Source organism: Tissierella sp. P1 (assembly GCF_002266425.1).
GTDB lineage: Bacteria > Bacillota > Clostridia > Tissierellales > Tissierellaceae > Tissierella > Tissierella carlieri.
Genome location: NZ_NPMN01000054.1, coordinates 1 through 12,125 on the forward strand (window position 1 = coordinate 1; position 12,125 = coordinate 12,125).

The following is a 12,125-nucleotide window of genomic DNA, read 5'->3' on the forward strand; positions in this document are numbered from 1 at the left end:
TTTCTTATATAACAAATATTTTTTATGTTTTCATTAGGGTAAATACTGTTTGGGTTTGGGCCAAATTTATTCATATATCTCATCTCCTCTATATTTTTTAATTTATTTACCATTTAGCTTATTTTGCTTATATCTACATTATCTGTAGGTTCATCTACAAATAATAATTAATATCTTTTAGATAAAGTCTCTTTTATTTTTAATATTATTTTTTTCACCACTTTTAATACCTTCTACGTCTTTACCCATTTAATCTCTATAAATGTAGAGTATCTAGCCCCTCCAATAACATAGGCATTCCTCCTTACATAAAAAATAAATCCCCATAGATGAAAACAATATCATCCACGAGGATTTTATTTACATAAATATCTTTTATTATATTCAAATCAAATTTAATACCGCAATATATACTTAGCATATATATTCTTATATATTCATTTGTAGCTATTCTATTTTTATGTAAAAGAGTTTTATATATGATATTGTTCTTAAAATGCATAATTAAACAAAGTTCTATCATAGAACTTCTAAAGCATTTCTAACTATTTAATTTTAATAGTTTAGTTAAGAACAATTATAATCATCTGATTAAATCTCCTTTCTATATAATTAGAATTTTAGTTAAATATATAATATAATCTAATCTTCTTATTGTCAACAGATATTTATTTAAAGCCATATTGAGTATTTCATTAATTCTAATCCTAAGTCATCAACTTCATGTTATCTGCATCCAATTTGAGTATACTATATACAACCCAAACAAGAGAAGACTAGCAAACTAGCATAACTTGGTAATTCTTCAAATATATTAAATTGATGCTTAATCTGACATATAAGATTACAGGAACTTAACAAATACGATTCCAATAACCATCAATACTAAAGTAGCAATTCTTCTACTATCAATCTTTCTTTTCTGTAAATTAAACATTCCAAACTGATCGATTGTTAATGCCATAATCATTTGTCCCAATAGAAAAATCATGGTAGTTAGAACCGATCCAAGTACAGGTAACAAGACAATGTTTCCTGTTAGAATAAATATGCCAAATATCCCACCCATATACACCCAAATAGGAATACGATTTTTTTGAGTGTCATACATAGGAAACTCTAGGTGACGTTGAGTAATCAATATCAAAGTAATCAAAATAATCGTGCCAACAAAAAAAGAAATAAAGGTAGCCCCTAAAAGAGAGCCCGTTGCAACACGAAGTTCTCCATTAATAGCCGTTTGCAATGGTGGTAAAAATCCTGCTAAAATACCTAAAGTTATCCAAGTGATTTTACTATCCTTCTTTTTTCCTTTTGACATTATAGCTGAGTCTTTTTTCTTTTTAGTTTGAGCCAAAGAAATGGCAAAAATCATAATAACGACCCCGAGTGCTGTAGTAATGCTAATAGAATTAGCTGGTACACCAAACCATCCAAAGTGATCGATTAGAATTCCTACAATCATTTGCCCAGTTACAGTTACTAGCGTCGTAACTGAAGCACCAAGTTTTGAAAAAAGAATTATATTAGCCAGATTAAAACCGACACCAGTTATTGCTCCACCGACAAAAACATACAATGGGTAGGAAAAATCAATCCCAATAGTAATTCCTGCAGGATCTACTATTAAATTTATAATCAGTAGTATCACTGTTCCTAAAGAAAATGCAATAAGTGAAGCTGTTAAAGGTGTTTTCGAATAAGAGCTTAAACGAGCACTTATAGATGCCTGAATAGGGAAAAACATTCCGATAATTATTCCCATAATTAAATAAAGTATAATTTGCACAAATTTTCCTCCTTTTATTTTAAATTTGCAATGAAAGACTTAAGAGACTCTTTATATCTACAATTTGTTAAAAAATAAGAGTGGATTATAAATCCACAGATATTTACTTAACAAGATCTGATATTTTTTGATTCCTTAACTCTTCCTCCATTTTTTCTTCTGCCGAAAGCATTACTTTTTTTATAACACATTCTGAATGAGATTCTAAACAGCAATCAAATAAAGATGATTTACCTTCAATAGCATGTATTATATCTAAGAATGAAATATCTTCCCAATTTTGACTAAGAGAATAACCTCCGTTGACACCTGAAGAAGAATTAATCATTCCCTCCTTAACTAACTTGGTCAATATTTTGGACAAATAAGTTGGAGAAACTTTTTGTTTTTCTGCTAACTCCTGTACACCAACAAGTTTATTTGGCGTATCCATTGCAAGAAAAAGCATGGTGTGAAGGGCATAATTTGTAGCTTTTGAATACTTCATAACGTATAAATCACCTCCAATAAGAGACTTTATATATCTATGATAACCTTAATAATGTAACCTTGTCAATAGTTTTTTTATTTACTTTATTATAATTACTGTACCCCCTTATAAAATTTTAGATACATGAGAAAATAATTCAACTTTCTATTTTTGGTCTGGTGATAATTTTAGAAGCTATTGCAGCAACAATTTCTTTATCTGGAATACAGCAAATAAGACTTCCCCCAGAACCAAGAGCGACAGACTATCTTTAGAAATAAAAACCATAAGTATAAACCTGCGGTTAAAGTACGATGTTTTTAAATCATTTACGAGTAAAGCTTATCCTGCATATTAAATGTGCTCTAAGTCTAAATTTAATACAAAGTTGTATCTTCAAGATTTTACTAGAATGTAAAAAATTATAAAGAGCAATCTAATGCTTAGATTGCTCTGTTGACTTAAGCCCTAAAATTTATATAAAAAAGATAAGTTTTGCTTAATTCAAATAACCTAGTTTATTTATTTTCTTATAATAAAATAAGTATAGTAATTACTTTGCAGCCCATATTTCTATTTCGATTTTTAATTCAGGCAATCCTAATTCGTTTATATATGCAATAGTCATAGACGGTGAATTATCACCGAAAAGTTCATCCCACTTAGAGTCAAAGAAATCCCAATCTATTTGTTCAGTAGCCCAAATATTTACCTTTATAACATTATCTGGATTTAGATCTTGACTAGATAATAAGCTGGATATATTAGAGAAAGTATTGATTACTTGCTCATTAAGATTTGAAGAAACATTTCCTTCAAAATCTACTCCTACTTGACCTGAAAAAACATAAATTTCAGAATCTCTTGGTATTTTGGTAATATGACTATACCTACCAACTGGCTCTGGAACTCCCACCGGATTTATTCTTTCTATTCTATTATTATCTTTAGATTTATTATTTTTCATTAAATTACCTTCTTTCGATATAAATTAACTACTATTTTAATTAGCTTGAGAAAATTTTAGGTAACTTATCTCTTTCTCAAGCCAATTCAGAAAAAAATAGCAGTAGAATATCCAATTCCGAAAGATAAAAATCTTAGGATTCTCTTTTTCATCTCTACCTACTCCTTATATTTAGTATATCAGTTCCTTACATTATAAACTAAGCCGATTATAAATTCAATTAATTTATAACTCCTCCTCAAATGTATTTAAAGAGAAGTTGAGTGACGTACTTAATCATACAATATATTGGTTAAACCAAATAGTAAAATAATCGATATACTCTAATATCTCTGTATGTATCAACTTTTTTTCACCCCTAAGTATCAACATAATTTTTTTAAAAGATTCTTCTTTTGGAAAATAATGATTGAGTATAACTAAATTTTCTTGAATATTTATCGACCAGCTTTCATCTTCCGCTGATACAAGACAATATGCAGCTCTGATAATACGCTTTAGAACTGTTATCAATATACCATCATCAAAATCTCCTTCAACTATTTGCTTCCTATAACTTTTAAGCGTATCAACAATATCTTGATTTAAAGATTTACATATATTAGTATTAGGTTTCATTCTAGAAAAATGGACAGATAAATCCTCTCCATAAATACAAGTACATATGTGTTTTATCCAAAACCCCCAATAATATAGATTATCTTTTTTTAATACCTCGTCCAATATTCCAATATCAAAATCTACTTTTGGTACAATATGATAATTAGCATTTATAAATTTTATTTTTTCCTTATTTAGTATTTCTATTTCAGTAGATGTAAGTGGTGATGTTAATATTATAGATAAATCAATATCTGATTTACCTGGAACTTCTTCTCCCCTTCCTACACTACCATATACATATATACTATGTAGCTTATCATCTATACACTGTTTTAATATCTCAGTTAGCTGATTTAATAAAAGGAGATAAGTAGAATTTATTTTATTTTTAGATGTTTGATTTAGTATATATCCGTCTGAATCTACACCAATTTTAGTTGGAAAATTCACGAATATCATTCCCTTCTTATTTGTATTTTATTAAGTATATCATACACCACTCTTAGAAAGCGTGTATAAGATAATATCTTCCATCAGGATTTTTCTTTTCCTAATTAAACTTTTTGAGTAATCCAAACGTGCATATTTTTCGTCACATCCCAATTAATCACTTTAACTATTTTCTTAAACTTTTTCTTATAACTTTTAACTATATAACCATCCCTAACTTTATTTTAACTTATATATAAACCTAGGGAAACCTTATAAACAGTAAATGTTATATAGGATTTCCTTAGGTTTATGATGTTGCACATAGTAGGTGGTATTCATAATACAAAGAACAAAAGCACCAAGATCTTATTATCCCAGTGCCTTTGGATTTTTTGTTTAACTCTACTTGCAGTACAATAAAGGATATGCTCATAATAATAATTACGCAATTCCAGTCCAATCAAATAGATATTAAATTATTTCGACTAGGAATCAATGCCTTTTATAACACAGGACTGTAACTCCATTATCAATATAATATTCTTCAAGCTTTAATTTTACAGTAGGATTATTTCCCAAAAACAATGGTCTGCCTTTTCCTAAAACAGTTGGGATAATACCTACAATAAATTCATCAATTATGTCTGCTTTGATAAAGCTATCTATAAGAATTCCACCGCCAAATAAGAAAATATCTTTGCCCTCTTTTTTCTTTTCATCAAGAATAACTTTGCAAATATCACCATTAATAAAATTAATATTTTCATAATCATCCAGAGATTTAGAAGTAGCGACAAATACGGTTTTTTCTTTAAACTCCTCGTAAAATTTTTGGTCATAGCAGTTTTTCCCCATAACAACAGTATCAATTCTATCTAAGAATTTATTATAATCCCATTGCTTTTCAGTATTAAGTCCGTTATTTCCATCACCAACGATCCAATCAAAACCACCATTTTCATCAGCAATAAAGCCGTCAATACTCATTGCCAAATTCATTATAATTTTTCTATTCATCATAGTTCCTCCTTTTAGTTGACTAATACTATATTAATATAATTACTATTACTTGATATTAAATACATTATAATTTATAATAGTTGACATCCTATGTCATATTGGAAAGGAGATATTATGAGAGCAGATAGACTAATTTCTATATTAATGTTATTGCAAATGTATAAAAAACTAACAGCTAATGAATTGGCTCAAAAGTTAGAGGTTTCTATCAGAACTATTTATAGAGATATCGAAGCTTTAAGCAGTGCTGGGGTACCTATATTCGCTGATAGAGGAACAAATGGAGGGATAAAATTATTAGGAAATTACAAAACTTCTTTAAGTGGAATAAATAATGACGAAATTTACTCTTTATTTATTCCAACTGGTGACAAGGTTTTAGAGGACTTAGGTTTTGAAAAACTCAAATACTCTACAATACTTAAACTTTTAGGAGGTTCTGCTCCAAATCAAATTAAAGAAGTTGAGAACATTCAAAACTATATCTATATAGATATGCATACTTGGAATGAGAATCCTGCGATTATAGATAAAGATATTCTTTCTTTATTACAAAATGCTATTTGGAATAGCAATATAATCAAGATAGTATATCGAAAAACAGACGAAACAAAAGAAGTAATCCTAAATCCACTGGGATTGGTATGTAAAAGAGGCATCTGGTATTTGATTTCAATAGATGCTGAAATAATTAAAATATATAAGGTAAGCTCCATAGAAAGTGCTCTTTTGACAAACGAACACTTCGATAGACCAATGGATTTTAACTTAGAAGTTTATTGGAAATCATCTACTAGCAATTATAAATCTCGAATTCCTAAATATACATTTACTTTTATGGTTAACCCCTCAATTATAAATCATATAAAGGAAAGAAAATTTATCACTATAAGCAAAGAATTTGTAAGGGACAATAAAATTTACTTAGATATAGTTTTTGAGGATATTTGGCAAGGCATTGAATTTGCTTTTACGTATGGAAAAAATATAAGAATCATACAGCCTGTTGAAGCAGTTAATGAAATTAAAGCAAAAGCTGCTGAAATTATTCAGCTATATAAATAATTAAAATCAACGCTTAACATCCTGTGTCAGACCAACAGAAAATTTTGTAAGCCCCAATTTATCACAATAAAATTTTAACTCTTCCACGCAGAGTAACTGCGGATTAAAAAGCTGAATGACCAGTCACCATCTGGCACATTCAGCTCTAGATATAGTTTTAAGTTAATTAATCTACTATACACATTAAACCAATTATATTTTCTTAAAATCCTATCTATTAAAATAATTTAAAGCTATTATCCATATTCTACAAAATTATATTAATGCTGCTTAAATATATCTATTATGAAATACTCCCTCGAACAGCATCAATTAGTTTTTTACTTTGACTTCTAAAAAATCCAAGATCGTTCATAATAGTTACTAACTTAAAGCCTTGTTTAATACGCATCGAGGCCTCTTCTACAGATCCCGTAACAATTCCTGCAATAATATTATGTTTTTGGCAGCTTTTTAATACTTTATCTATAGCATTTATAAATTCAGGATTTTTCATATCTCCAAGACATCCCATATCTTGTGATAAATCAGCTGTTCCAATAAAAATGCAATCAAGACCTGGTGTTTTGCATATTTCTTCAATATTTTCAACTCCCTTTCTTGTCTCGCATTGCATTATTGTATAAGTATTATCATTGCATTCTCCCCTGTTATAATCCTCATACCATCCCCAACGTGGACCACGTCCCACTCCTATGCCTCTCTTGCCAAGAGGAGCAATTTTAACATTATCTATAATATATTTTGCATGCTCAGGAGTTTCCACCATAGGAATCATCAGTCCATGTACCCCTACATCTAGCATTCGTGCCATCATTGGACCGTCAACAGGATTGTAAACACGAACAAATGGTGCCATTCCATATAACTCAGAGGCTCTGACCATGTCAACGATTGTCTCCATATTGGTCTGTGCATGCTCCATATCAATCAGAATAAAATCAAGATTATTAATGCCCAAAATCTCAGCATTAGTTGGTGAACCTGACGCAACAAATGCTCCTAGTACATATCCATTCTTTTCAAGTTTTTCTTTCACTAAATTACGCATTTTCATAGTATATCTCCTATCAAATAAAACATTACGTTTATTATTTACATATATACAAAGACTACGTTTAACAATTTGCTGAACTAATTTTATAGTTATCCTAGCAACATTAAGACTGTTATTTGTTTTCTTCTTCTAAAAATTTACTATATGATTCATTATATTCTGGTCTTAATGGATAGAAAATATCTATTTGCATACATGGTACAGGACTATCATAAACATGAATATAGTGTTCTACACCTTTAGGTACAGTTACCCATGACCTAGGTGTCAGTCTATATGGAGTTCCATCGACATAATAGTCACATTCACCTTCTATAACTAATGCAATTTGTTCATTATCTGGATGTGCATGTGGTCTTACTTCATTTCCATTATCAACTTTATTAATAGTGCAATTAATATTATCTGCACCCATTCCAAAAACTACTCTAGTTATTCCTTCTCTTACTTCTTGCCACGGTAAATTATTCCAATTGCCAGATTCTATTCTTGCCATTTCTCTACCTCCATTAATTTTATTGTATTTATTAATATATTATTATTTAAATTATTTTGCCTTGCTGCTTTTTATATATTTTATGTTGTTTAATATCCACTAATTGATACTCATATCCTCATATAATAATGGGGGAATAGCTCTATAAAAATTATTAAAGTTTAAATAATTCTATAGGGTTTTTCTTAGCCATAATATTAATCTGTTCTTCTGTAATGCCAAATTCTCTTTCCAATAAATTAATATAATTAAACATTCCTTCTATAGGTGAGCCATTATTAGCCTGTCCTAAATCTGTATCAAGTATAATGCGTTCAACCCCTACTGTATCTATTATTTTTTTAGCTACTATATCATCAACATTCCCTATCTTTGAGCCGCCTTTAAAAACACATACATTTAATTCAATATATGCCCCTAGATCTGCCCATCTTTTCATATCCTCATATGAAGCGCCTACATTATAATGTGGATGATTTACTAATATCCTTTTAACGCCTAACTCTACAGCTTTTTTAACTAAACAGTCAACTTCCCATAATGTTCCGTGACCTGTTCCAAGTACCATATCATATTCTGCCATATACTTTAAACACTCAATAGCTGCAGAATCCATATTGCCTTCTTCATCAACATATGAAACTGGCTTCTCAGGAACTGTTGTTTTTCCGCCACCTACAAATGAACTATTTTTGTGATCATCAATATGTTTTTGAGTTGATACTGTTGGAAAATATATGATCTTCGCATCCATTTGCCTTGCCGTATCCAATGCTTTTAGATTAAAAAGGCCAACTGAATTATTTAAACACATGCTTCCATAGACCTTGCAAGTGCCATTTCCAAAATGCTTTTCAACCATTTTAGTTCCCAGCATACTTGGAAAATAATGATCTTTTACTAAAAATCCAGCATATCCTGCTGCCTCTGCTTCCTTTAACATTTCTGCAGCGTCTAGCTGTCTATTAGCTACTGATGGGCCGCAATGTACATGCATATCAATTATTCCTTTCAAAATTTCCCTATCCATAATTAATTCCTCCAATTATAATTTTCCAATAAATCCTTTAAAAAGCATTTTGTTTTGATTCCATATATTAAAGTAAATCATATGCCAAATTATAATTTTTATAAATAATTTTAACAACAATTATTTGTTAGCAGTAATAAAACCAATCTCTTTTTTGTTAATTTACATATTGGTAAAAACTTTGTATATTCCAGCGTTTGCAAGTAATGCAGCTATAATAGAGATAATAACAGCAGTAGAGAATAATGTCCTAAATACCCGGTTTTTCTCTTCTACATCTGGTTTAAAAAGCTGATCATAAGTTGCCATAATCATAGCTCCTCCCATAGACAAAGGACTTATAGTAGCAGTATATCCACCATTCACAATTGAACTAATTAGTTCAATTGGCTGAAATACATTACCTATACCTTCATTTACCTGTGCAACTGTAGAAATCAGTGTAGGTATAGGTCCAGCAATGGCCAAAGAGAAAAAAGACATTACTGAAGAAGTAAATCCTAGAATCGGAGCTACAGTCCATCGGCTAGACATAGAAGAAAACAAATCAGTCATTAATGTTAAACCTCCTAATATTTGAGATACATTCAATAGACATCCAATTCCAACACATAGAAAGATTGTTTCCCAAGGTGTTCCTGCGAATGCTTCTTTTTCATCTGCACAATTGGCTAGCAATAGTATTACACTAAATACAAGAGCTGTAAGCCCAGCATGAGTTTTTAATAGCATAATGCACAAAATCATAAAAACTAACATTATCAAAGTAAATTTTTGATTGTTATTAAAGGGCATAATATCTTCAAATATACTTTCTATCGAAGCCGTTCTACCTTCATTGCTCTTAATTCTCCATCCCCTATACAGTATATAAACTAAAATGCAGCCAACTGTGTGCATTATGATACCATTTAAAAATACTGAGATTGAGTTGTCTGAATATCCCGCATTAGTAATTATAAGATTAGCTGTGTTCCCAAATAATCCTACCGGCGTCATAATGCCAGCGTTTGCAGCATATATGGTGATAATACCAATCATAATGGGGTTATATCCCATGTGAGCTCCAATACTCATCGTAATCAGAGTCATGCATGTATATACAGTTAATCCCCCTGGATCGATAATGGTGATACCGACACATACCAGATATACCATGATGGGATAGAGCTTTGTTGCCCCCGAAATTTTTTTTAAACACTTTTTTAGAAAGTAGTTCTAATGCACCGTTAGCCTGTGCAATAGAGAAAAAGAAGAACATTCCAGTCATGTTAAGAAATAAATTAGTAGAAAATCCGGCGATGATATCATTACTTGAGACACCACCAGCAAAACCTAGTATCATTGCTGTCGCAAGAGAAATAATACCAATGTTTTTGCCAAAAGCCACACCTAAGGCGATGGCGGCAACTAAGGCTAATAACGAAATAACTGCCATAAGAAAATCACTCCTCATAATTTGTACCTAAGTTTCAACTCTTCTCGAATAAATACTAAATACTGGATTTTTATTTGCACCCGGTGCTAAAAGTCGGTCAAGCATAAAAGAACTACTATCATTTCTTTTAGTCCTTTTAATCTTCACGAACCTCTTAGTTATTTGATGTAATAAAGTAACTTTATGGCTCAATTATAGTGAATATCAAAAATGATGTCTATATCAAATGATACACAGTATATAAAAATGTTATTTGACGAAAAAACCTTCTGGTGATATCATATTTTTCATAAGCTGGAGTGTTTTAGATACCTATCTATTTAAATCCTATATTTTCAAGCTTGTATCGCTAGAAAAATAAAATCTGAAGAGGAGGTTTCAAAGATGAGATTTTCGTCCTATTATTTCGAAAACCATTTCGGTGACTTTGAATCATTATTACGTTGCAAGGGAGAAGAGTGTATTTTGAAAAAAGGGTATGAGATCACAGCAGATAATTCAGATTTATATCTCTATTACATTATTAATGGGATTTTTAAGCTGTCACTTACTCATCAGGAAGGTGCTATAAAGACGATTTGCTTCCATGGGAAGGATTCTATTTTTCCATATTCATTATGTAGACCAACTGACAATGAGTATAAAATTGAATCGGATATTTTAGTTTTAACTGCTATCACAGACGTGCTAGCTATTCGGATAATCCCAGAAGTATTTCATAAAACCATGTTGGAAAATCCTGATTTTCATATGGCTATGACTGACTATTGTATTCGCCATTCTAACCTTTTTATGTTTGAATCAATCAACTTATGCTACAATACAGCCTTTATTAAAACTTGTAATTTCATTTACATTTATACTCAGTATTTGCATGGAAAAGGGATCAAACTTAATCAAGCAGAAGTAGGTGAAATCATTGGTGAAAGTCGATTGGAAGTAGCTCGTGCTTTGAAAAAATTACGTACTCTAGGTATTGTAAGTACATCTCGAAATGGTATTACTATTTTAAATATGGATGATTTGATTAATCTTTGCTCTTACAGACACAATTGATCTATTCATGCAGCTGCTAAAACTGCATCATTAAATATCTCATTCACAATTAAAATAATTTTTAATGACTACTATACAACTTCTTCTCTACGGAAAATTAGGTGCCAGCATCATTAGCTGTTCTATCCCTCCCAGTAATGTCCCATACATAAAACATTTTGACATTGTTCTCATTTTTCTCGATTTAATTTTGAAATAAAAAAAGACGAAGCCTATGGATCATAAGTTGATCGTGATATGCTCCCCTTATGGTAGACAGATTTAAAAAATAAAAATCTGATACTAAGAGGGGAGCATTTTTATGTCTAAAAGATCAAAATATACTAAAGAAGAAAAGTATACTATTTTAAAGGAAATTGAATCATCTGAAATATCTATAGAAGATACATGTAGAAAATTTAAGATTAGTTATAATACTTATGATAACTGGAAGTTTACAATGGTTAACTGATGTAACAGAACTTAAATACAGCATTGGTCAAAAGGCATACTTAAGTGCAATTTTAGACCTTTATGATAATAGTATCATAGCTTATAAAATAGGACACAGCAATAATAATTCCTTAGTATTTAAAACCTTTGATAAAGCTATCAAATCTAATCCCAATGCAAGACCACTCCTTCATAGTGATAGGGGCTACCAATATACATCCCATGGGTTTAAAAAGCGATTGGAAATCTATGGTATGGAACAAAGTATGTC

The 12,125-nt window shown here is 30.4% G+C and carries 13 protein-coding genes and 1 pseudogene; 4 read left to right on the plus strand and 10 right to left on the minus strand.

Annotation, left to right across the window (positions count from 1 at the left end):
- Positions 1–844: 844 nt before the first annotated feature.
- The 5 genes from CIW83_RS21110 to CIW83_RS21130 form a co-directional block, all read right to left on the minus strand.
- Positions 845–1,789: a DMT family transporter gene (locus tag CIW83_RS21110; RefSeq protein ID WP_094904405.1), complete on the minus strand. Its 945-nt coding sequence runs from the start codon at positions 1,787–1,789 to the stop codon at positions 845–847.
- A 103-nt stretch (positions 1,790–1,892) separates the two neighbouring features.
- Positions 1,893–2,276, minus strand: coding sequence for an Rrf2 family transcriptional regulator (locus CIW83_RS21115; protein WP_094904406.1), 384 nt, complete (start codon positions 2,274–2,276; stop codon positions 1,893–1,895).
- 535 nt (positions 2,277–2,811) lie between these two features.
- On the minus strand, positions 2,812–3,225 hold the full coding sequence (locus CIW83_RS21120) for a RidA family protein (RefSeq protein ID WP_094904407.1): 414 nt from the start codon (positions 3,223–3,225) through the stop codon (positions 2,812–2,814).
- Positions 3,226–3,501: 276 nt separating this feature from the next.
- The gene (locus tag CIW83_RS21125; RefSeq protein ID WP_158220205.1) at positions 3,502–4,278 is read right to left on the minus strand and encodes a nucleotidyltransferase domain-containing protein; all 777 of its coding nucleotides are present in this window, start codon (positions 4,276–4,278) and stop codon (positions 3,502–3,504) included.
- Positions 4,279–4,752: 474 nt separating this feature from the next.
- Positions 4,753–5,277: a dihydrofolate reductase family protein gene (locus tag CIW83_RS21130; protein WP_094904409.1), complete on the minus strand. Its 525-nt coding sequence runs from the start codon at positions 5,275–5,277 to the stop codon at positions 4,753–4,755.
- 117 nt (positions 5,278–5,394) lie between these two features.
- Between CIW83_RS21130 and CIW83_RS21135 the strand changes: the two genes are divergently transcribed.
- Entirely contained in the window at positions 5,395–6,345 is a 951-nt protein-coding gene (locus CIW83_RS21135) for a YafY family protein (protein WP_094904410.1), read from the plus strand.
- 283 nt (positions 6,346–6,628) lie between these two features.
- On the opposite strand, the gene CIW83_RS21140 is transcribed toward CIW83_RS21135, so the two are convergent.
- The 5 genes from CIW83_RS21140 to CIW83_RS21160 all read right to left on the minus strand — a co-directional run bounded on the left by CIW83_RS21140 (position 6,629) and on the right by CIW83_RS21160 (position 10,366).
- Positions 6,629–7,402, minus strand: a complete 774-nt coding sequence (locus CIW83_RS21140) for an HpcH/HpaI aldolase/citrate lyase family protein (RefSeq protein ID WP_094904411.1) — start codon at positions 7,400–7,402, stop codon at positions 6,629–6,631.
- A 112-nt stretch (positions 7,403–7,514) separates the two neighbouring features.
- Entirely contained in the window at positions 7,515–7,898 is a 384-nt protein-coding gene (locus CIW83_RS21145; protein ID WP_094904412.1) for a cupin domain-containing protein, read from the minus strand.
- Between the two features lie 154 nt (positions 7,899–8,052).
- Positions 8,053–8,928, minus strand: coding sequence for a DUF6282 family protein (locus CIW83_RS21150; protein WP_094904413.1), 876 nt, complete (start codon positions 8,926–8,928; stop codon positions 8,053–8,055).
- 162 nt (positions 8,929–9,090) lie between these two features.
- Positions 9,091–10,086: an SLC13 family permease gene (locus tag CIW83_RS21155; RefSeq protein WP_369819422.1), complete on the minus strand. Its 996-nt coding sequence runs from the start codon at positions 10,084–10,086 to the stop codon at positions 9,091–9,093.
- Positions 9,977–10,366: a hypothetical protein gene (locus CIW83_RS21160; protein ID WP_158220206.1), complete on the minus strand. Its 390-nt coding sequence runs from the start codon at positions 10,364–10,366 to the stop codon at positions 9,977–9,979. Before CIW83_RS21160 ends, CIW83_RS21155 begins: the two co-directional genes overlap by 110 nt.
- 465 nt (positions 10,367–10,831) lie before the next feature.
- Here CIW83_RS21160 and CIW83_RS21165 point away from each other — a divergent pair, with 465 nt between their 5' ends.
- The 3 genes and pseudogenes from CIW83_RS21165 to CIW83_RS21175 form a co-directional block, all read left to right on the plus strand.
- Complete coding sequence (locus tag CIW83_RS21165) at positions 10,832–11,422, plus strand: Crp/Fnr family transcriptional regulator (protein ID WP_158220207.1); 591 nt, start codon at positions 10,832–10,834, stop codon at positions 11,420–11,422.
- Positions 11,423–11,723: 301 nt separating this feature from the next.
- Positions 11,724–11,873 carry a transposase gene (locus CIW83_RS21170; protein ID WP_094904417.1) on the plus strand — a complete coding sequence of 50 codons (150 nt, stop codon included), beginning with the start codon at positions 11,724–11,726 and terminating at the stop codon, positions 11,871–11,873.
- Positions 11,860–12,125: pseudogene (locus CIW83_RS21175) on the plus strand (DDE-type integrase/transposase/recombinase); the annotation flags it as partial. The gene CIW83_RS21170 and the pseudogene CIW83_RS21175, both read left to right, overlap by 14 nt.

Bases quoted from the DNA above. Each gene is read 5' to 3' on its own strand.
- CIW83_RS21170 (WP_094904417.1), top strand. From the start codon at position 11,724: ATGTCTAAAAGATCAAAATATACTAAAGAAGAAAAGTATACTATTTTA.
- CIW83_RS21115 (WP_094904406.1), bottom strand. From the start codon at position 2,276: ATGAAGTATTCAAAAGCTACAAATTATGCCCTTCACACCATGCTTTTT.
- CIW83_RS21135 (WP_094904410.1), top strand. From the start codon at position 5,395: ATGAGAGCAGATAGACTAATTTCTATATTAATGTTATTGCAAATGTAT.
- CIW83_RS21140 (WP_094904411.1), bottom strand. From the start codon at position 7,402: ATGAAAATGCGTAATTTAGTGAAAGAAAAACTTGAAAAGAATGGATAT.
- CIW83_RS21120 (WP_094904407.1), bottom strand. From the start codon at position 3,225: ATGAAAAATAATAAATCTAAAGATAATAATAGAATAGAAAGAATAAAT.
- CIW83_RS21150 (WP_094904413.1), bottom strand. From the start codon at position 8,928: ATGGATAGGGAAATTTTGAAAGGAATAATTGATATGCATGTACATTGC.
- CIW83_RS21160 (WP_158220206.1), bottom strand. From the start codon at position 10,366: ATGGCAGTTATTTCGTTATTAGCCTTAGTTGCCGCCATCGCCTTAGGT.
- CIW83_RS21145 (WP_094904412.1), bottom strand. From the start codon at position 7,898: ATGGCAAGAATAGAATCTGGCAATTGGAATAATTTACCGTGGCAAGAA.
- CIW83_RS21155 (WP_369819422.1), bottom strand. From the start codon at position 10,086: ATGGTATATCTGGTATGTGTCGGTATCACCATTATCGATCCAGGGGGA.
- CIW83_RS21130 (WP_094904409.1), bottom strand. From the start codon at position 5,277: ATGAATAGAAAAATTATAATGAATTTGGCAATGAGTATTGACGGCTTT.